This is a genomic window from Provencibacterium massiliense, from assembly GCF_900169495.1.
GTDB classification, from domain to species: Bacteria; Bacillota; Clostridia; order Oscillospirales; family Ruminococcaceae; genus Harryflintia; species Harryflintia acetispora.
On record NZ_FWCH01000007.1, the window covers coordinates 87444 to 107815 of the forward strand.

A 20372-nucleotide genomic window follows, 5' to 3' on the forward strand; every position below is an offset into this window, starting at 1 on the left:
GCCGGATGGAACAAAACGCGCTAAACGCGCAAAGCTCCCGTGAGGAATGGCTCTCGCGCTTCTGCCTGCCGCTGCTGCGTTGGTACGAGCGCAGCGCACGGGTCCTCCCCTGGCGGGAGGAGCCCACCCCCTACCGGGTCTGGGTGAGTGAAATCATGCTCCAGCAAACACGGGTCTCGGCGGTGCTGCCTTACTTTGAACGCTTTTTGGCGGCGCTGCCCGATGTCGCCTCCCTGGCCGGGGCAGACCCCGAGGCGCTCAGCAAGCTCTGGGAGGGTCTCGGGTACTACAGCCGGGTACGCAACCTGCAGCGCGCCGCGCAGATGATTATGGAGCAGTACGGCGGGGAATTCCCGCGCCGGTATGGGCAGCTGCGCGCCCTGCCCGGGATCGGCGACTATACCGCCGGGGCGGTCCTCTCGATCGCCTTTAACCTGCCCTTTCCCGCCGTGGACGGCAACGTGCTGCGCGTCCTCTCGAGAGTTTGTGCCGATAAGCGGGATGTCACCGCCCCCGCCCTCAAGCGGGAATGGGCAGGGCTGCTCAAGACCATTTACCCCGAGGGCCGGGCGCGGGACTTCACCCAGGCGCTGATGGAGCTGGGGGCGATGGTCTGCCTGCCGAACGGCGAGCCGCAGTGCCTTTGCTGTCCGGTGCGGGAGAGCTGCGAGGGCTTCCGTCTCGGGCTCTGGAGCGAGCTCCCCTATAAGCCCCCAAAGGCTCCACGCAAAATCGAGGCGCGCACCGTGTTGCTCTTGTGCCATGAAGGAAGGGTGCTGCTCCACCGCCGCGCTCCCGGCGGGCTGCTGGGCGGGCTTTGGGAACTGCCGAATTTTGAAGGGGCGCCCACCCTCTCCCAACTTCAGGCGTCGCTGGAGGAATACGAGCTCTCTGGCTGCGCGCTTTCCCCCCTGGGCGAGGCAAAGCATATCTTTACCCATCTCGAGTGGCGGATGACCGGGTATCTTGTCACCCTCCCTTCCCCCATCCTGCTGCCGCAGGATTATGTCTGGGCCAGCTTACAGGAGGTTGAGGAGGTCTATGCCCTGCCTGGAGCCTTTAAAATGTATCGCTCGGTGCTACCAAAATTGCTGTAATATCTGTAACACCTCATGCAACACTTTGTGTTGCATGAGGTGTTTTTTATTCTTATTATTCTAAACAACTAATATAACACATTATTTGTTTTAATTTTTAGAACAATTTTTGTTACAGTATCAACAATAAATTTTGATAATTTATTGTTACAAATTATGTGTCTTTTTATTTGATTCATTTTTTGTAACATTTCATATTATTTTTTTGTTTCAAATTATGTTTCTGATTTATGATAATTATCTGTTTCTATTTTTGTTTCCCGGTTCGTTTCCTGTTCTTTTTCTTTTCTTCGCATGGCTTTTGCTTCTTTTGTCAACCTCTTCGCTCGCATTTCTACAGCTTTTGGCCTTCTTATGCGTTATAATGGATACTGGACAGGCTCACCCCCAGCACAAGTATTGAAACTTAATCTGTAACAAATTATATATTTATTTTGTATCAATTTAGATACATATTTTGATTCTATTTTTTGATCTAATTTTATATCATAATTATAATCAAAAACTATTGCAAATTCTGTGTGAATTATGATACAATAATATATAATAAATCACACACAATTTATGTTTCAAATTAGAATGTAACATATTATGTTTCGCTTTCTGTTAATTATATTGCCTCAAAACTTGTGCTCCAATTTCAGAAGGGAAGGGTCCTCATTATGGGTAAGGTTATTTCCATTGTAAACAACAAGGGAGGTGTGGCCAAGACCACCACCGCCTTCAATCTCTCCTGCGCGCTCTCACGGCTGGGAAAGCGGGTGCTGATGATTGATCTCGACCCGCAGAGCTCGCTGACCATCTATTGCGGGCTCGAGCCGCTGGAGCTCAAAAAATCGATCTACGATGTGCTCACCAACCATTGCGAGGCCAAGGATGCGCTGATGAATTCGCCCATCGAAGGGATCGACATCATTCCCGCTTCAATCGACCTGTCCGCCGCCGAGGTCGAAATCGTGGGCAAGATCGGCCGGGAATTCATCCTCTCGGACAAGCTGGCCCCCGTTGTGGAGGGCTATGACTACATCGTCATCGACAACTCCCCCTCGCTCGGGGTGCTCACCGTCAACAGCCTGATCGCCTCGGACTACGTCATCTCGCCCAGCGAGCCGACCTATCTGGCGCTGCGCGGGCTGGAGATCCTCACCTCGACCATCAACCAGGTGGTCTCCTTCAACGGCAAGCTCAAATTCATGGGGGTGCTGATCACCATGTATGACCCGCGCACCAGCCACCACGCCGAGGTGATCGAGGAGCTCAAGAAGAGCTATCCCACCTTTAAGACGATGGTCAAGCGCTCGATCCGCTTCTCGGACAGCTGTTTAAGCAGCCAGTCCATCTTCGACTATGCCGGGGACTCCTTCGCCGGCGCGCAGGCCTATCTCGACTTTGCAAAGGAGGTAATCGACTATGCCGGCTAAACGCACGTCCCTGCAGGACCGGGTCCAAAAGGACCGGATGAGCCGGGCGATCTCCGCCTTCGTTTCCACCCCGGTGGCAGGGGAGGAACCCGAATACCCGTCTGATGAAACCGCCGCTGTGGCGGAAACTGCCGGTCCGGTCGGCGCCACTGGTGCGACCGGGCCCACTGAGCCTGCCGGAGCAGCCGCCCCCGTTGGGGCGATCGGCCCTACCAGGCCGGTGGAAACCGCCAGCCGCCCCAAGCAGCGGCTGGTCTCGACCGAGCGCAATATCATCATCGGAGGGCGCAAGTACTCGACTATCTACTATGACACCGACATCGTCAAACGGCAGGCCTATCACCTGCGGGAATCGACCATTGAGAAGATTGCACTGGTAACCAAGATGTCAGGGATGAAGAAAGCGGAATTTGTGGATTTTCTGCTCAGCTGTGCGTTGGATGAGATTCTGGAGGGAGAGCAAAACCTTTCCACCGATTTATAAAAGGGCGGAAGAAAGATACCTCTTTCTTTTCTATCTCTTTTTAATTATTTTATTATTTAAGGGCTCGAGATCGGCTTTTACAAGCCGTTCCCGGGCCCTTTTGCGGACTTTTCTGGTGCTGTCGCGGACTTTTTTGGTGTTAGCTAGGCGGTTTCTGTTGTTGAATTGGGACAAGCATGGTGTTGAAAACTTTTTTGGGGGATAACCGGGTAAACGGAATGGGACTTTTCTGGTGGGAAAGGGCGGGAGTTTTATTGGGACTTCTCTGGTGCCGCGAGGGATAAGGAAGAATCCATATTGGGACGGATATGGTGTAAACGGCCTGGAAAGCCGTTTTTTATTGGGACCTTTTTGGTGTCCTGATAAAAAAGCATTGGGACTTTTCTGGTGTTGTAAGAAATAGCCGGCAGCCCAGCGGAAGGGGAGGGGAGAGCAGACTTTATTGAGACTTCCTTGGTGTCGTTTACAGCAAACCACGATGGACAAGCCGTTTGCGGAGGGCGATCCTATTGGGACTTTTTTGGTGGCGCTGTTTTTAGGCGGCTTTCAGGCCAAAGGGAGCGGTTTTGGCTCTGGGATGGAGTAGACACGGGCCAAAATCAGAAAACCAGGAGAAAATGGAGTTGTAGAAAAAAGGGGGAAGAGGTTCTATTGGGACGGGATTGTTGTACGCGCAAGGTTTATTTTTCACACAAAATAAAAAAAACACTCGGATTTTAGCGAATCTGCCGTAAAATCCAAAGTGGTATTTGTGCAGAGAGACGGTGAAATCTGGTGGAAAACATACTGTAAAGAGGAGAGGCATCACAGCAGGAGGCTTTGACCGGCCAACTGTGTGGAAGGGCGGAGCCTTTACAAAGGTGGGGAATGGTTGGGGGTAAAATTTGCCGTGGCGGCTTGCCAGTAAAAGGGGAAGGGGTGTATAATAAACAGGAGTGCTTCGCGCCCTGTGGGAAGAAAGATAGACTGGAGGAACCATCTTGCTCATTTACATCCTCAATCTTGTGTTGATCCTTGCATTGGCCTGGCCGCTGTGCATACATAAGCCGACGCCTAAAAAGAAACTTTGCTATCTTGCCGTCACCTTCGGGGCCCTCTTCCTGCTGGCGGCCCTGCGGCAGGGGATCGGCAACGACTACGATACATACATCGAAATCTATCAGCGGATCGGGGCGACTCCCGTATCGCAGCTCTGGGCCATGCCCGAGGAAAAGGGTTATGTGCTACTGTGCAAGCTGCTCTCCTTGATCAGCATGGATACCGTCTTTCTCTATGCTGTGATGGCGCTGCTTTGCCTAGTGCCGGTCGCCTGGTTCATTTACCGTTACAGCCCGAACGTGTGGTTGTCCACCTGGCTGTATGTCACGTTGACCTTCTTCTATGGCACCATGAACTTTGTGCGCCAGAATCTGGCGGTGGCCATCCTGCTGCTTGGCTTCCCGCTGCTGCGCAGGCGCAAGATTCCGGCCGCGCTGTGCTATGCCGGAGTGATCCTGCTGGCCTGCACCTTCCACAAGAGTGCCATTATCATGCTGCCCATCCTGCTGGTCTGCTATATCCCGCTCAAAAAATGGGTGCTGGGCACCTACGCGGGGCTGGCGCTGGCGCTCTACGTCACCAGCGGTTATATCATCGACTTTATCACCGATTATATCTATACCCAGTACAAAGGGAAAATATACCTCGAGCTGGGGTTCGGGTTCCATTTTCTGATCGTCCCGGCGCTGATCCTGCTGCTGGCGCTGTGCACCCAGAAAAAGGTTACCGAACGGTACCCCGACGGCGGACTGATGGTCAATATGATGCTCTACAGCTTCTTGATCTGGTTGTTTATCACCAAGCATTTTGTGCTGGAGCGCTTCTCGCTATATGTCTATATCTTCGTGCTGCTGGCGGTGCCGATGGCCTGCGAGACCTTCGCGCCGGACAATGCGATGATGGAGAAATATCAAAGCCTTCGGGAGGAGCTGCGCCAGGCGCGCTCGCTCGGCGGCAAGAGCCCAAAGCTCAAAAGCCTTTCGCGGCAGTTCGGCGCCATGAAGGAGACGGTCGCCCTGCAGCAGGTCTATTACTGGTGCGTGGTCGGCGCAGTACTGGTGGCGACCTTCTGTTACCAGGTGTTCGGGATGTACGACGGGACCAACGGCTTCCACGGGGTTTTTCCGTACCATTCGTTTGTCGGATTTTTGGAGCGGCTGCCTTAACAGAAAGAAAAGCCCCCACCAAACACGGTGGGGGCTTTTTAAATGCCATTGTTTTGTGGCGAAGTCCTGGTTTGGGCTTCTGGTGTGGTATCATTGTGGAAAAGAGGATAAATAGTTTGATTAGGATAAAATTTTTCTAGTACTTAAAAGTACTTACAGAAACACCTGCAGACCCAGATATGCCATACTAATAACAGAAAACGAGACATTGGAGTGACTGTAATGACGGCATTATATTTCAGTCGTGACGAGGACTACGGGCAGGTCGAAATCAGGATCGAGGAGGTGCTGCGCCGGGCCGGGATCAGCAAAAACCGGCTTGCGCACCTTGCGCTTATGCAGCGCAGCCAGCTCAACGTATACTGTAAAGGGGAGGTCCAGTGGGTCGATCTGGCCATCCTGGCGAGGCTGTGTTGTGCGCTCGGCTGCACCGCCGGGGAGCTGCTTTGATACCGGGAACCGCAAGGGGAGGGAGACCGGGAAAAATAATTGGGACACACCCTTGACAAAAGTCCCAATGTCGGATATACTTAAAATGAGAACATATATTCGCGCATTGGGGTGGGGGTTTTGGTAAAAGAGGAACAGCGGCGTCCGGTGACCAGCGACCCGCGGGTGAAACGGGAGCTGCTCGAGGCCTGGGGCCAGGAGGGCGGCTATCTGGACCGGCGGGCGCTGGACATCGAGGAGAGCCGCAATTACAAGGTCACCAAGGCGAATGTGCTGATCCAGAAGACGCGCTATTCGCTGACGCTGCAGGAGCAGAAGGTGATCTTATACCTGATCTCCAAGATCGGGATCGACGACCGGGAATTTCAGACCTACGAATTTTCGATCAAGGAGTTCTGCGACATCTGCGACATCACGCCGGACAGCAGCTACAGCTACCTCAAGGAGGTCACCAAGAAGCTGCGCGATAAGAGCTTCTTTGTGCGGATCAACGACCATGAGGAGATCCTGCTTTCCTGGCTGTCCACCTGCCGCTACAACCGCAAGCAGGGGACCATTACCCTGCGCATCTGCGAGGACATGCGGCCGTTTTTGCTGGAGCTCAAGAAGCAGTTCACCTCCTATCACCTGATCAATGTGCTCTCCTTCAAGTCGAAGTACAGCATCCGCCTTTACGAGCTGATGAAGAGTTATTCGTACCTGGGGAAGATGTCGGTCGGGGTGGACGAGCTCAAGGAGCGGCTGGACGCGCAGAACTACATAAACTTCAAGGATTTCCGGGTCAAGGTGCTGGAGATGGCGGTGGGGGAGATCAACAAGTACAGCGACATCTATGTGACTTATGAGACGGTGGCGCGGGGACGCAAGATCGTGGAGCTGAAGTTCACCATTGAGCCGAACGACTCGCTGGGGGTGCTCGCCCACCGGATCGACACGCTGTATAAGCACTGAACGTGCAGACACTGAGCATGCAGACATTGAAACAAAATTGTAACAGGGTATGTATCAATGATTGATACATACCCTGTTTTGCTTTGCTTCGGGACTTTAAAGGGATTCTAAAGGGTCCAAGGCGCCGATGGTGCCTGCTAAAGTACAACCCCCGCCTGGCGCAGGGCCTCTTTCAGCGCCGCCACATCGCCCGTAAAGACGAACCCATCCATTCCGCAGGCCCTGGCCGCATCGATGTTCTCCTCCCGGTCGTCGATGAAGAAGCACTCCCCGGGATCCAGTGAAAAACGCTCAAACAGCCGCTGATAGATCGCCGGGTCGGGCTTTATCAGCCGCTCGTCGGCTGAGACGAGATAGCCGTCGAGCGGGGGAATCTGCTCCTTGATCGCCCAGAAACGGTGGGACACGTTGGAGAGCAGGTACCGCCGGTAGCCCGCCTCGCCGAGGCTTTGGGCCAGCGCTTGCATTTCCCCGATCGGAAGCAGGCAATTGATCCATCCGCGCAGCAGCGCGGCGATCCCGTTATGTAAGCGCTCGGGGAGCCGCCGGCAGAACACCGGGATCAGCTCCTCCTCGCTCGCTTCGCCGCTGTCCAGTTTAATCCATTCGGGATCGCGCACCACCCGCTCCACCAGGAGGCGCACATCCTCCTCGGGGAGATCGGGCGCGCAGCGGCGCACGATATATTCGGGCGAAAAGGTAACCAGCACCTGGCCCAGGTCAAATACAATGTTACGGATCAAATCGGTTGCTCCTTTCTATAATGGGAGGATTCCCCGGATGACATGCCACAGCGGCGGTACCAGAAGGGCCGGCAGCATGTTGGCCACCCGGATTTTGGCGTCGGCCGCGTAGTTGAGGCCGATACAGATGATCAGTGCGAAGCCGGTCACGCTGATGTCCCGCAACAGCTCCCCCACCAACACGCTGCGCAGCTGGCCCGCCAGCAGGCAGATGGCCCCCTGGTAGAGGAAGACCGGCACCGCCGAGGCGAGCACCCCGCTGCCCAGGCTCCCGGCGAGTACCACCGAAAAGGCCATGTCCATCAGGGACTTGGTCACCAAAATCGAGATATCTCCGGTCAGCCCGGCACTTAACGAGCCGACCACCCCCATCGCCCCCACGCAGAAGAGGGTGGAGGCGCTGACGAACCCGGCGGTGAAGCCGCTCATGCGAAAGCGCCCTTCGATCCTGCGGCTGAAGGCGGTGATCCTCTCCTCCAGCCGCAGCGCCTCGCCCGCGAGAGTGCCGATGGCGAGAGAGCAGACGAGCAGCAGCTCGCCCGCGCTTTGCGGCTTGCCGCCCTCGACGGTAAACATGTTGCTGATGACGCCGTTTAGCCCCACCACCAGCACCGAGAGGCCCAGGGCCTTCGAGAGCCCCGTCTGCACCCCTTCGTTCATTTTTCTGCCCACCAGCAGCCCGATGGCGCCGCCGAGCAGGATTCCCAGCGCGTTGATCACTTCACCCAGCATGTGCGCGCTTCCCTTCGTTTGATTTTTACTGATTGCGATTCAATCTTTGAAGAATTCTGAATAGTCCACCGCAAAAAGTATTTTTAAGGCTTTTAGATCGCTTGCTTTGATGTTCCGACGGCCGCTTTCGATATTGGCCAGGGTGGTACGGGAGATCAGGCTTCCCATGAGCTGCAGCTTCTCGGCAACTTCCTTTTGAGTCATTTCTTTTGAAAGCCGGATTGTCCGGATATTCCGGCCCAATGGCAGGTCCTGCAGAATCATTTGCATGGAAACTCCTCCAGTTTTGTGACTTAATAGAAACTTTTATATTGAGTATAATGAAAAAAAGTGCTGTTATTGTCACTAGATAGTCACAAAACTGAAGAAAGGAAAAATTATATGAAAGAGAGCTTAAAAAAACAATGGAACATGGAATTAGGACGCCAACTGGAGATGTTTCTTGAGTGGTGCGGGGAGGACGAGCTGGCAGCGATGATGCTAAAAAATGTCGAAGGGCTTATTCGCCTGTGTTTTCTGGCAATAGCGACCGGGAACCGTATTTTGAGTATTTACTTTTTAAACCTGGCAAAGGGGGAAGATATCGATGCATTTATATCTCAAAAAGAGAAAAGTACGACTGCAGAAGAAACCCTTGTCCAGCAAAAAGAATGGCTGTCCGAATTTGTAGACAGCCAGCGTAGCGAGGAAAAACGCAAAGCCTTGCTTGCCGCAATTCGCAAAGCCAATTTTCGTGGATTGGGGAGGGGAGACCTTCCCGTTTCATAAACCGCAATCCCTGCCGCAGCAGGCTACTGCTTCTTGCCGCGGGGGAGCTTTGGCGCCCGGTCCTCCAGCGACTGGCGCAGCTTTTCGATCTTGTCGCGCAGGAAGGCCGCCTGCTCGAATTCCAGCAGCTGCGCGGCCTGGCGCATCTGCGAAGTCAGCTTGCGGATGGTATCCTCACGCTCGGCGCGGGACATCTTCTTGATGGACTTCTGGTCGGTGTCCTCCTTCTTGCTGATCTCCAGGATCTCGCGCACGTCCTTGATGATGGTCTTGGGCACGATCCCGTGCTCCTCGTTGTAGCGCTGCTGGAGCTCGCGGCGCTTCTGCGTCTCGGTGATGGCCGCCTCCATCGAGCGGGTGACCTCGTCGGCATACATGATGACCTTGCCGCCGGCGTTTCTGGCCGCGCGCCCGATGGTCTGCACCAGGGAGGTCTCCGAGCGCAGGAATCCTTCCTTGTCCGCGTCGAGGATGGCGACGAGGGATACCTCGGGGATGTCGAGCCCCTCGCGCAGGAGGTTGATTCCCACCAGCGCGTCGAACTCGCCCAGTCTCAAATCGCGGATGATCTCCATGCGTTCGATGGTGTCCACGTCGTGGTGCATGTAGCGCACCTTGACGCCCATGTTGTGCAGATAGTCGGTCAGGTTCTCGGCCATCTTCTTGGTGAGGGTGGTGATGAGCACCCGCTCCTTTTTCTCCACGCGCAGGTTGATTTCGGAAAGCAGGTCGTCGATCTGCCCCTCGATGGGGCGCACCTCCACCTCGGGGTCCAGAAGCCCGGTCGGGCGGATGACCTGGCGCACCAGCTGGGTCGAGCGGCTGCGCTCGTACTCGGCCGGGGTGGCCGAAACATAGACGATTTGATTTAGCTTCCCGCAGAATTCATCGAAATTTAAGGGCCGGTTGTCGAACGCCGAGGGGAGCCGAAAACCGAAGTCCACCAGGTTCTTTTTTCTCGCATAGTCCCCGCCGAACATGCCGCGCACCTGCGGCAGGGTGACGTGGCTCTCGTCCACGAAGAGCACAAAATCGCGGGGGAAGTAGTCGAGCAGGGTGTAGGGCATGCTGCCCGGCTCGCGGCGGGAAAGGACCCGCGAATAGTTCTCAATCCCCTTGCAGAAGCCGATTTCCTGGAGCATTTCCAGATCATAGTTGGTCCGCTCGGCGATCCGCTGCGCTTCGATCAGCTTGCCGTTTTGCTGGAAGAAACGGACCCGCTCATCGCACTCTTGGCGGATCTCGGCGATGGCGTCCGTCATCTTATCGCGCGACACGATGTAGTGGGAGGCGGGATAGACGGCCGCGTGGGTCACCACGTTTTTGACCTCGCCGGTCAGGGGGTTGATCTCGCTAATCTTTTCGACCTCGTCGCCGAAGAACTCGACGCGGATCGCCGTGTCCTCGTAGTAGGCGGGGAAGACCTCGACCACATCGCCGCGCACCCGGAATTTGTTGCGGATGAAGTTGATGTCGTTGCGCTCGTACTGGATTTCCACCAGCTTCTGCAGCAGCTTGTCCCGGTCGTAGCTGTGGCCGGTGCGCAGCGAGATGATCATGTTTTTGTAGTCGATCGGCGCGCCGAGGGAGTAGATGCAGCTCACGCTCGCCACGATGATCACATCCCGCCGCTCGCACAGCGCGCAGGTGGCCGAGTGGCGCAGCCGCTCGATCTCGTCGTTGATGGCCGAATCCTTCTCGATATAGGTGTCGCTCGAGGCGATGTACGCCTCGGGCTGGTAGTAGTCGTAGTAGCTGACGAAATACTCCACCGCGTTCTCGGGGAAAAACTCCCGGAATTCCGAGCAGAGCTGCGCGGCGAGGGTCTTGTTGTGGGCGAGCACCAGGGTGGGGCGGTTCACCTTCTGGATGATGTTCGCCATGGTGAAGGTCTTGCCCGAGCCGGTGACCCCCAGCAGGGACTGCTCCTTATCGCCGCGCTCGATCCCGGCGGCAAGCGCCTCGATCGCTTCGGGCTGATCGCCGGTGGGGGAGTAGGGGGCATGCAGCTTAAACTGGTCCATAAAGTTACCTCGTGTTGGACAGTGGATGGTTGTTTGAAAATAGACGTTTTATATCTATTATACATCATCCGCCGCCGTGCATAAACCCCCGCTTGGGAGTTTTCCGTAAAAATGGTATACTATTTCTAAAATGAAATCAGGAGGGGAACGGCATGGAACTACGGATGGCGACATCGGCGGATGCCGGGGAGCTTTGCGCGCTGCGCATGGACTATCTCGAGGAGCTGCACGGGCCGCTGCGGCCCCAGGACTCGGCGGCGCTGCGGCAGAGCCTGCCGGACTATTTTGAGAGGCATTTGGGGGAGGACCTTTGCGCCTGTTTGTGCGAATGCGAGGGGCGCGCCGCCGCGATGGCCCTGCTGCAAACCCAGGAGCGCCCGCCCAACCTGCATGCGCCCAGCGGGCGGTGCGGACGGATCATCAGCGTCTATACCGTGCCGCGTTTCCGGCGCATGGGGCTGGCGGGACGGGTGGTAGGCCGTTTGGTGGACCATGCGCGGAAAATGGAGCTGCACTATCTCGAGCTGGAGGCCACCGCGGCGGGGCGGGCGGTCTACGAGCGCCTGGGCTTTCGCGCCGTAGAGCCGGACGACACCCCGATGGAGCTGGAGCTTTAGGCCCTGTCAGAAAAAATATGAAACCGTCAAGCAACAAGAAAGACCGTTAGTATAGGCTACTAACGGTCGTCTTTTTGTTGTTTTTAGAAGGAGCGGCGAATCTTCCGCCCGTTCCTTCCCGAATTATCCTAATTATATCCTGTTCTGGAACGGATTTCAAGTCAAAACCGCATTTTTTGCCGAAGCCTCCAAAATGGATGACCGCAAGCAGCCTATGCTAGAGGTCAATTTATTTTTCAGGAGGACAGGTCATGAAAAGGGGAATGGTCATTATGGGGGCGGCGCTGGCGCTCTGCACGCTCGCCGGTTTCACGGTGGGCGGCAGCGGCCGCCGTGAATATTACGCGGGACTGCTCGGGGAGGGGATCGAGGTGGGCGGCATTTCTGCGGAAATGCAATTGCCGGCTGATGCCGGCGGCCCACCTCACGGGGGGAATCATCCCCCCGTGGGCCCCCTAACTCTCCGAGGGGGAGCAACCGTGGGTGAGAGCGAGAAAATACCGCTCGACGATTTCACGATCGGTGAAATCCGCGCCGCTTCCGGGGATGTGGTGGCGCAATGAGGCGGCTTCCCGCTTGGCTGCTGGCGGTTTCCCTGGCGGCCGGGATCATCCCGGTCGCCGGGGCGGCGGCAGCGTCTGCTGATCCGGGCGCGACCCTCGGGGGGAGCACCCCGCCCGGAATCGCGGAGATCGACCCGGAGATACCCACCCCGGAGATTTCCCTCTTCCGCGCCCGGGCCGCTGCGGGCCCCGAGTTCATCCGGGTGCCGGTGAAAAACGGCGACCCGGCCCGGATCGAAGGCTTCGCCGTCACCGCCCTGCCCGAGGGCGGCGGGGAGGCGGACATGCTGTCCGCCTCGGGAGAGCCCGAGGTGTCGGGGGAGGACTACAGCTACAAGCTGTATTTCAGCGACCCGCCGCAGCGGGACACCGGCTTCACCATCTCGGTCACGCCTGTCGCGAAGGCGGGCCGGGCCGGCTTCGACCTGCCCAAAACGAAGACCTCATCCTACACCTACCAGGCCATCCAGAGCCTGACCATCAAGGCCGGGGGCGAGGCGGTGGGGGATAAGACGGTCTACCTGCAAACCGGTGGGGAGCGCCAGACGGTACAGCTGGCCGCCGACAAGAACCCCACCTCCCAGAGCTATGCCGCGGAGGTACTCTGGTCGAGCAGCGACCCAGCCATCGCTTCGGTAGACCCGGTGACGGGGATGGTCACGGGAAACACGGGGGGAACCGTGACCATCACCGCCGCCGTCTACGATAATCCCAACACCGTCACAGCCAGCTGTGCGGTGACGGTGGTCCCGATCAGCGGGATCGGCCTCAACCCCAGCAGCAAGACCCTTTTCACCGGGGGCACAGCGGCCGAGACCGACTTTGAGCTGGCCGCGACCCTCAGTGGGGACAACGGCGGCACCGAGCTGGTCTGGGAGAACAGCAGCCCGGACCAGGTCAATATGACAAAAGTAAGCAACAACGTCTACCACCTCTCGGCCAACGGCAAGCAGCCGGGGAGCGCGACCATCACGGTGACGGACAAGGGCGGGTTCTATAAGGCCACCTGCACCGTGACGGTGGTGCAGGTGACCGGGCTGGCGGTGAGCCCGGGGAGCTTCACGATTTACACCCAAGGCGCGCCGCAGACGGTGCAGCTGGCCGCGACGGTGACGGTCAGCGCGGGCGCGGCCCCGGCGGCGGCCTGGACGAGCAACAATCCCGGGATCGCGAGCGTCAACGCCGCGGGGCTGGTGAGCGCCGTCGCGCCGGGGAATGCCACCATCACCGCGTCCGTCGGCGGCAAGAGCGGGAGCAGCACCATCACGGTCAAGGACAAGATCCCCGTGACCTCGGTGACCGTCTCGGGTACCAACAGCCTTACGCGCACCGGCGACAACCTCAATCCCACCACCCAGCTTGCGGCGACGGTCAAGCCGGACAATGCGCACTTCAAAGCGGTGAGCTGGGCGAAAACGGGTGGCCCGGAAGGGATCACCATCGACGCCTCTGGCCTGGTGACGGCGACGACGGCTGGCGCCGCCACCTTCACCGCCACGGCGGACGGGGTGACCAGCGTGCCCTATACCGTCACCGTCACCGACCAGGGACCGACGGGAATCACGATTTCCGTTTCCCAGATGAATCTGGCCTTCGGCGGGACAGGCTCAGTTTCGGCCACGGTGAGTCCGGCGACGGCGCTCAACCGAAACGTCACCTGGTTGAGCAGCGATACCTCGATCGCTACGGTGGGCAGCGCTTCCACTGCCAGCGGCGCTTCGGTCACCATCACGGCCGGCGGTAAGCAGGGCACGGCGACCATCTACGCCAAGGCCGCCGGGAACACCGGCTATAGTCAGGCGCTGACGGTCAACGTCTGTAAGCTGGGCACCACCGTCGACTGGGCAGGACGCAATTGGTGGGTGATCGACAGCAATGGCAACAGCTATGGAGGAAACAGCGGCTCGGTTGTACTGCTGGCCAATTTCAATTATTCGACCGGTATATTCGGTGGCAACAATACTTACAGCAGCAGTACGGTACGATCGCAGTGCAATAGTTTTTATAATAGTTTGAATGCGACACAAAGGGGAAAGCTTTCCAAACATAAGTATGTGGGGGATTATGCCTGGCTGCCCAGCGCTTATGAGATTTACGGAAACAGTCTGCCCAGCTGGGTGGCAGACGGTTATACCAACACGAAACAATTCAGCTATCTGACCGGGGTGACAACAAGCAACTATGGATCAGTAAAAATTGTGTACGGCGGCCTAAATGCGTGGCTGCGTTCCCGGCACTCGGGAGGTTCGGTACCCGCATGCGCAGTTGAAATAAATGGTGGGCTTGTCAATTATGATGCCTCTCTCTCCTGCTCAGTCCGCCCCGCAATCATCCTCAACCCCTAGTGGACACGAAGGGGCCCCAAAGCGTCACCAGCGCTTTGGGGCCCCTTCGCAAATGAGTTCTATATCCATAAAAGGATTAGCGGATTTTTTCCATCTTCAGGTTGCTCAGCACGTAACGGTAGCCGGCCTCCTCAAGATATTTGTGCGCGCGGGTGTTGTAGCCGTACTCCTCGCCGTAGAGCCAGCAGAAGACGTCCACGGTTTTGTCCAGCTGCTCCTGGAGCCGCCGCTTCGCGAGCACGATCTCCCGGTGCATGTCCTCGTCCGGCGTGTCCCGGAAAATCTGGAAGTGGGTCCCGCTGTGGCAGCAGACCTCGTGACTGTGGGAGATTTCGCGCAGCTCGTCCCAGTTCATGGCAAAGCGCCCGTCCGGGTAGGCGCTCTCGTCGATCACGTCCAGCTCGTGCGCCTTGGAAAACTCCAGCTGTTCGGGCACCGGCACGTCCAAAAAGAAGCTGGGGATGTAAAACCACCCGGTGAAATGATACTTCTCCAGGATGGGGAAGACGACGTCGTAGTGGTTGCGGAAGCCCTCGAAGAAGGCGGGGATCAGCCCCGGGCGCTCATACGGCCAGCGGCCGGTGGCGAAGAATTCGTCGAGGTCGCGCACCGTCACCGGCTGGAAGTGCTCGGCATAGTAGGCGATCTCCCGCTCAAAGCGGGGGATATCCCGCGGCTCGGTGTTGTGGTAGTTGATGACCCGGATCGAGGCGCCCTGGCTGAGATAACGGAACATCTCCAGCGCGCGCGGGTCCTTTTGCAGCGTGCCCAAAAGATCGGCGGTGGATAGGCTGGACATTTATAATCCCTTCCTTTCAAAGGCTTATTCTACGGGTTGATAAGCGGCAAGCTTTTGCCTGGCGCCGCGGCAGAGCAGCAGCGCACACAGCAGGATGGCCCCTTCGCTGAGGATGGTGGAAACCCATACCCCGGTCAGGCCGAACAGGAACCCGCACAGCATGACCATCACGCTGGGCAGGACCACCCCCTTGAGCAGCGAGAGGGTAATGGCCTCCTTCGCCGCCTGGATGGACTGGAGATAGACGGTGAGCACGATGTTGACCCCGGCGGGCAGGTAGGAGAGGAAAATGATCCGCACCGCCCGGGCGCTCATCGCGAGGAACCCGCCCTCGGCGCTTACGAAGGTGCGCACCAGCGGGACGCTGAACACCTCCCCGGCCAGCGCGAAGAGCAGCCCGAAGCCGAGCGCGCAGAAAATTGCCAGGCGCACGGTGCGCATCACCCGCCCGCCGAGGCCGGCACCCGCGTTGGCGCTGACGATCGGCTGCATGGCGTTCGAGACGCCGTTTAAAGTGGCGGTCACCACGATGGTCAGGTTGGCTACGATCCCATAGGCGGCGACCCCGTTTTCCCCGGCCAGGCGCAGCAGCACCATGTTGAAGACGAAGGTGACCACCCCGGTGGTGATCTCCAACAGGAAATTGGAGAAGCCCACGCGCAGAATCTGACAGATTTCGGACAGCCGCAGCGAAATTTTCTGAAGGCGAAGCAGGCATTCACTTCGCCGGGTATAGCAGAGCAGCAGCCCGAGGCTGATACAGATGGACAGCGAGGTCGCGAGCGACGCGCCCGCCATCCCCCAGTCGAAGACGAAGATAAAGAGCACATCCAGCAGGATGTTTGTCGAGCTGCCGCACAGGGTGCAAAACATCGCGTAGCGCGGGGAGCGGTCGTTGCGCACGAAGATGTTGTAAAACATCTCCCCGGTGAAGACCGGTATGAACCAGACGACATAGCGCAGGTAGTCGGTCACCCCCTGCCGGCTCCCGCCCGTCCCGCCCATGAAGGTGACGAGCTGGGGGAGGAAAAGCACCCCCAGCGCCATCAGCAGCAGCGAGACGGCGAGGCAGAGCAGCGTCGACAGGGTGTAGATCTTCTGCGCCTCGTCGATCTCGCCGCGGCCCATCGCCGCCGAATAGCGCGTCGAGCCGCCGACCCCCAGCAGGGACCCCACCGCGTAGAGCAGGCTGGTCACCGGCAGCGAGAGGTTGAGCGCGGCCAAGCCCCCTTCGCCCATGGCCCGGCCGATACAAAGCGTATCGACGAAGAAGTTGATCGAGATCATGATGGTGGCGCAGATGCTCGGGAAGAGATAGCGCGAAAAGAGCTTTCCGACGCTTTCCTGGATCAGGTCGGCGGGATCATACATAGGGACACCGCGGCCAGGTCCCGCAAGCGCCGTAGTATTCGTCCAGCACCCGGCCGACCGCGTCAATCAGCAGGGCGCGCGGCTCGTTTGGCAGGGTCCCCGCGCGCACCGCCGCATACTGGCGGGGGAGGTACTGGCTGAGCAGGGGAAGGGGGATCTCCCGCTCCCGCAGGTTTTGGAGCAGCTTCCCGGTGGCGGCGGCGACCTTCTCTTCACCCAGATAGTAGCGGCAGCGGTCCGAGAGGCTGTATTTACGCAGGAACGCCTGCTCGCTTGGCGTGCCGCCGTAATAGCCCTGCCAGTTTTTCGGGCACTCGAGCATGGCCTGCTCGAGCGCCGCGGGGAAGTCGGCGCGCCCGGTATCCATCAGCTCCCGCTCGATCTGGGAGAGGGCGAAGAGCCCCTCGCGCAGGGCGAAGGTGAGCGCAGGGCCCACCTTTAAGATGGCGATCCCGTCGCGTACCATCTCCTGCAGGCTCTCCGGGGTCTGGTAGTCGGTCGAGTGCCCCTCGAAGACCACGCCCGGGTGCGCCGCGAGGCGCGCGCAAAGCTCTCTGGCTTCGGCGGGCCGGTAGGCGTGGATGTCCTGGGAGCCGAACTCCACCCCCGGCTGGACCACCACGGCGATGATCTGCTTTGCCGCGCGGGCGGCGCCCGCCTTCCCGAATTCTTCGCAAAAGAGGCGCAAGGTGCGCTCGAACGCCTCGGGGGAGGTGACGCGCAGCCCCTCGTCCTCGCCCTTCACCCCGCCGGGGACCGGGACCTCGCTGCCGATGACGTAGACCGGGCAGGGGGCGTTCTTGTCGCGCTGCAGCAGCTCGTCATAGGCCCTCTCGCAGGCGGCGGCGAGGGCGGCCCCCCGCTCGGCACAGAGCGTTTCGCAAAGCGGCGCGTCAGGGTCGTCGTCCCCCAGGCGCATGCTGGTGTCGAGGTGGATCTTCTGATAGCCCGCCAGGACATATTGGCGCACGAGCTCCCGCGCCTTTTCCATGGCGCTTTCGGCGGGTTCGTCCTTCCAGGTCAGCGGCCCGAGGTGGTCCCCGCCCAGGATCAGCCGCTCCTGTGGGAAGCCCTCCTTTTCGGCGAGCGCGCGGACAAACCGCACGAAGTCCTCCGGGTGCATCCCGGTGTAGCCCCCGAACTGGTTGACCTGGTTGGCGGTCGCTTCGACCAATAGGGGAACCCCCCACTTTTTGGCGCGGTCCATCCCGGCGGCGAGTACGAATTCATTGGCGCTGCACACCGAACAGATCCCGAGCGGGCTGCCGTTTTCGCGCGCCGCGATCATCTGCTGCAGAGGATGCATCCCCTCAACCCCTTTTCTTATGTAATCTTATTAAGGTCATTATATAATAACATCATAAACAATTATTAAGAATATATGATTATAAATCAATTATATATCCCTTTTTCGCTTGAAACGCTCCCAATATTCTGTTAAACTGAACCCATTGAGACGGGAGGAGGCGAAGGGATGGAAGAGAAGGCGAAGGATTTCGAGCTGCTGCTCCCCGCCAGCGGCGGATGGTTCCAGTCCGGGGCGGGATGGGTCTCCTTCGAGCCGGGCAGCGCGCTGCTGCTCGCACCGGACACGCCGCGGCGGCTCCCGCTCGGCGCGGCGCAGGCGCCGATCCCGGCCGCGCGGCTGCCGGAAAACTTCGAGCCGCCCGACCCGGCGGGGGAGCCGCTGCGCGCCGCCAGGGAAAGCGGATGGCTCTGCCTGCGCCCCGGGGAGGGGGAGCGGGAGAGCCTTTGCGGCTGCCTTCGGGCGCTGCAGACGCTCGGGGAAGGGGAATACGCCGGGCAGGCGCGCGAGCACCTGGCATTGGCGGCTCTGCTGTTGCTGGAACGCTGCCGCCGCCGCACGCTGCCTGTCCCACCCGGGCGGCGGCGCACCGGCGAGACGCTCGCGGCGGCGGCGCTGCGCCTCATCGGCGAGGGTTACGCCGAGGAGCTGACGCTGCAGGGCCTGGCAAAAAAGCTCTACGTCAGCCCCTCCCACCTGAGCCGGGTGCTGCGCCGCCAGACGGGGCGCACCTTCGGGCAGGTGCTGCTGCTCACCCGGCTGCGGCAGGCGAAAGGCCTGCTGCGGGATACCGGGGATCTGGCGATCGACATCGCGGTGGCCTGCGGCTTTTCCAGCGCGCAGCATTTCTGCGCCGCCTTCAAGCGGGAGAGCGGGATGACCCCGCTGCAATACCGCCGCGCCTGCCGCGGCAAAATGGCCGCAGACGGTTGACACCCCGGGAAGGTGTATGTTATGTTAATTATAATGTTATAACAAAGGGGCGGGAAAGATGGAATATTTTATCGGCGTGGACGGCGGCGGCACCAAGACGGCCTATCTGCTCTGCGACGAGGAGGGGCGGGTGCGGGCGCAGCGCAGCGCCATCGGCAGCTCCTACCGGCAGCATGGGTTCGAGACGGTGTTTCATAACCTTGGCGAGAATGTGAAGGCCCTTTTCGCCGAGGCCGGGGCGGATGAGCGCGCGCTTTGCGGGATCGCGCTGGGGCTCCCGCTTTACGGCGAGCAGGCCGAGAGTGACAGGCGGCTGCGCGAGGGGGTGGCTTCCCTCTTCGCCGGGGCCGGGACGCTGGTGGTCAACGACGTGGACGTGGGCTATATGGGGTCGCTGGCGGGCAAGCCGGGGATCAATATCGTGGCCGGGACCGGGTCGATCGCCTTCGGGCGGGATGAAGGGCACAACACCGCGCGCAGCGGCGGCTGGTGGGAGTTTTTCGGGGACGAGGGCTCCTGCTACTGGCTGGGCAGGATGACCATGGGCCTTTTCGCCAAGGAGGCGGACGGCCGCGCGCCCAGAGCGGCGCTCTACCGGCTGGTGCGCGAGGAGTTCGGCCTCGGCAGCGACTTCGAGTTCGTGGATATCATCGAGCGGGACTACGCGCCCTACCGGGAGAAGGTGGCCTCGCTGCAGGTGATATTGGAGAAAGCGGCCCGGGAGGGGGACCCGGGGGCGGTCGCGCTCTACCGCGAAGCGGCGCACGAGCTGGCGCTGGCGGTGCGCGGCGTGCGGGACCAGTTCTGCTTCGGGAATGAATTCGCCGTCTCCTATTCGGGCGGGCTCTTTAAGGCCGGCGAGCTGGTGCTCGCGCCCTTTCGGCAGGAGGTCGGGGAGATGGGCGGCAGGCTATGTACCCCGCTGCTTTCGCCCGTTATGGGCGCCGCGCTCCTGGCCTTTGAGCAGTTTGCGCCGGAGCGCTTCGACGCGGCTGTCCGGGCGCTGCTGGAGCAGGAAGGGAAATAACCGTGGAGGGATTTGCCGGCGCGAAAAGAAGACCGGCAAGCGCCGCTCCAATGATTACGACTGTTATTCCGACAGGCCTGCCGAGCCGCCGCCTCTGCCTGGATACCGGCATGCTGCCGCCCGCGCGGTGCGTCGAGCTGCTCCGGGAGTACGCCGGTCTCATCGAAGAATCTTAAAGCAGGACAAAACGGGAGGGGGAGGCCGCCACGGCCTCCCCCTCCCCTGCGTTTCCCCGCATTGGCGCACGGGTTATCTTCGGCACCCGCCGGTGCCGGGGTTTTGCTTCTCCTTGCCGCCGTCCCCGGCGGCTTCCCCGGCTTCATCGCCGTACCGCTCCTGCAGGCCGGACAGCAGGTAGAACACCTTGCCGCTTGGCAGCCCGTCCCCGGGCGTGATCAGGAATTCGCCCCCGTCCCACTCCACCGCGAGGCTCGCGCCCCCGTTTTCCCGCAGCGCGCGCAGCACGAAGTCGGGCAGCCGGGTGTAGCCCCCGGCCCTGGCCGTGACGGTTTCGCCGTCGCCGGCCTCCCCGATCCT

21 protein-coding genes are annotated in these 20372 nt (G+C 59.4%); 13 read left to right on the top strand and 8 right to left on the bottom strand.

Annotated features, from left to right (window positions below; genetic code table 11):
- Positions 1–5 precede the first annotated feature (5 nt).
- From mutY to B5477_RS00740, 6 genes are all read left to right on the top strand, one after another.
- Positions 6–1097, top strand: a complete 1092-nt coding sequence (mutY, locus tag B5477_RS00715; protein ID WP_079697930.1) for an A/G-specific adenine glycosylase — start codon at positions 6–8, stop codon at positions 1095–1097.
- A gap of 662 nt (positions 1098–1759) precedes the next feature.
- Positions 1760–2518, top strand: a complete 759-nt coding sequence (locus tag B5477_RS00720) for a ParA family protein (protein ID WP_079697931.1) — start codon at positions 1760–1762, stop codon at positions 2516–2518.
- The gene (locus B5477_RS00725; protein WP_079697932.1) at positions 2508–3002 is read left to right on the top strand and encodes a hypothetical protein; all 495 of its coding nucleotides are present in this window, start codon (positions 2508–2510) and stop codon (positions 3000–3002) included. The genes B5477_RS00720 and B5477_RS00725 overlap by 11 nt, the downstream gene beginning before the upstream one ends.
- 980 nt (positions 3003–3982) lie before the next feature.
- Positions 3983–5206, top strand: a complete 1224-nt coding sequence (locus B5477_RS00730; protein WP_159448882.1) for an EpsG family protein — start codon at positions 3983–3985, stop codon at positions 5204–5206.
- A gap of 222 nt (positions 5207–5428) precedes the next feature.
- The gene (locus B5477_RS00735) at positions 5429–5656 is read left to right on the top strand and encodes a helix-turn-helix domain-containing protein (RefSeq protein WP_079697934.1); all 228 of its coding nucleotides are present in this window, start codon (positions 5429–5431) and stop codon (positions 5654–5656) included.
- A 120-nt stretch (positions 5657–5776) separates the two neighbouring features.
- A complete protein-coding gene (locus tag B5477_RS00740) occupies positions 5777–6607 on the top strand; it encodes a replication initiation protein (protein WP_159448883.1) in 831 nt (276 codons plus the stop codon).
- Between the two features lie 137 nt (positions 6608–6744).
- Here B5477_RS00740 and B5477_RS00745 read toward each other — a convergent pair whose 3' ends face one another.
- From B5477_RS00745 to B5477_RS00755, 3 genes are read right to left on the bottom strand one after another with little or no spacing between them, the layout of a single operon-like run.
- Positions 6745–7350: an HAD family hydrolase gene (locus tag B5477_RS00745; protein ID WP_079697936.1), complete on the bottom strand. Its 606-nt coding sequence runs from the start codon at positions 7348–7350 to the stop codon at positions 6745–6747.
- 15 nt (positions 7351–7365) lie between these two features.
- Positions 7366–8082, bottom strand: a complete 717-nt coding sequence (locus B5477_RS00750; protein WP_079697937.1) for a DUF554 domain-containing protein — start codon at positions 8080–8082, stop codon at positions 7366–7368.
- A 39-nt stretch (positions 8083–8121) separates the two neighbouring features.
- Complete coding sequence (locus B5477_RS00755; RefSeq protein WP_079697938.1) at positions 8122–8352, bottom strand: helix-turn-helix domain-containing protein; 231 nt, start codon at positions 8350–8352, stop codon at positions 8122–8124.
- A gap of 111 nt (positions 8353–8463) precedes the next feature.
- Between B5477_RS00755 and B5477_RS00760 the strand changes: the two genes are divergently transcribed.
- Positions 8464–8850 (top strand): hypothetical protein, encoded by a 387-nt coding sequence (locus tag B5477_RS00760; RefSeq protein ID WP_079697939.1) that lies wholly within the window; start codon positions 8464–8466, stop codon positions 8848–8850.
- Positions 8851–8873: 23 nt separating this feature from the next.
- Here the strand turns inward: B5477_RS00760 and uvrB are convergent, their stop codons facing one another.
- Positions 8874–10874: an excinuclease ABC subunit UvrB gene (gene uvrB / locus B5477_RS00765; RefSeq protein WP_079697940.1), complete on the bottom strand. Its 2001-nt coding sequence runs from the start codon at positions 10872–10874 to the stop codon at positions 8874–8876.
- Positions 10875–11026: 152 nt separating this feature from the next.
- Here uvrB and B5477_RS00770 point away from each other — a divergent pair, with 152 nt between their 5' ends.
- The 3 genes from B5477_RS00770 to B5477_RS00780 all read left to right on the top strand — a co-directional run bounded on the left by B5477_RS00770 (position 11027) and on the right by B5477_RS00780 (position 14399).
- Positions 11027–11491 carry a GNAT family N-acetyltransferase gene (locus tag B5477_RS00770; protein ID WP_079697941.1) on the top strand — a complete coding sequence of 155 codons (465 nt, stop codon included), beginning with the start codon at positions 11027–11029 and terminating at the stop codon, positions 11489–11491.
- A gap of 251 nt (positions 11492–11742) precedes the next feature.
- Positions 11743–12054, top strand: coding sequence for a hypothetical protein (locus B5477_RS00775; RefSeq protein WP_079697942.1), 312 nt, complete (start codon positions 11743–11745; stop codon positions 12052–12054).
- Positions 12051–14399, top strand: coding sequence for an Ig-like domain-containing protein (locus B5477_RS00780; protein WP_079697943.1), 2349 nt, complete (start codon positions 12051–12053; stop codon positions 14397–14399). The genes B5477_RS00775 and B5477_RS00780 overlap by 4 nt, the downstream gene beginning before the upstream one ends.
- A 76-nt stretch (positions 14400–14475) precedes the next feature.
- Here B5477_RS00780 and B5477_RS00785 read toward each other — a convergent pair whose 3' ends face one another.
- The 3 genes from B5477_RS00785 to B5477_RS00795 are packed head-to-tail and all read right to left on the bottom strand — an operon-like array spanning position 14476 to position 17875.
- Entirely contained in the window at positions 14476–15198 is a 723-nt protein-coding gene (locus B5477_RS00785) for a polysaccharide deacetylase family protein (protein WP_079697944.1), read from the bottom strand.
- Between the two features lie 24 nt (positions 15199–15222).
- Positions 15223–16569, bottom strand: a complete 1347-nt coding sequence (locus tag B5477_RS00790; protein ID WP_079697945.1) for an MATE family efflux transporter — start codon at positions 16567–16569, stop codon at positions 15223–15225.
- Positions 16562–17875: a class II D-tagatose-bisphosphate aldolase, non-catalytic subunit gene (locus B5477_RS00795; protein ID WP_079697946.1), complete on the bottom strand. Its 1314-nt coding sequence runs from the start codon at positions 17873–17875 to the stop codon at positions 16562–16564. Before B5477_RS00795 ends, B5477_RS00790 begins: the two co-directional genes overlap by 8 nt.
- 168 nt (positions 17876–18043) lie before the next feature.
- Here B5477_RS00795 and B5477_RS00800 point away from each other — a divergent pair, with 168 nt between their 5' ends.
- From B5477_RS00800 to B5477_RS15400, 3 genes are read left to right on the top strand one after another with little or no spacing between them, the layout of a single operon-like run.
- The gene (locus tag B5477_RS00800; RefSeq protein WP_079697947.1) at positions 18044–18808 is read left to right on the top strand and encodes a helix-turn-helix transcriptional regulator; all 765 of its coding nucleotides are present in this window, start codon (positions 18044–18046) and stop codon (positions 18806–18808) included.
- Between the two features lie 58 nt (positions 18809–18866).
- On the top strand, positions 18867–19835 hold the full coding sequence (locus tag B5477_RS00805; protein ID WP_079697948.1) for an N-acetylglucosamine kinase: 969 nt from the start codon (positions 18867–18869) through the stop codon (positions 19833–19835).
- A 50-nt stretch (positions 19836–19885) separates the two neighbouring features.
- On the top strand, positions 19886–20011 hold the full coding sequence (locus B5477_RS15400; RefSeq protein ID WP_278335615.1) for a hypothetical protein: 126 nt from the start codon (positions 19886–19888) through the stop codon (positions 20009–20011).
- A 73-nt stretch (positions 20012–20084) separates the two neighbouring features.
- Here B5477_RS15400 and B5477_RS14985 read toward each other — a convergent pair.
- Positions 20085–20372: hypothetical protein (locus B5477_RS14985; RefSeq protein WP_159448884.1), on the bottom strand; the 288-nt coding region annotated here is incomplete at its 5' end.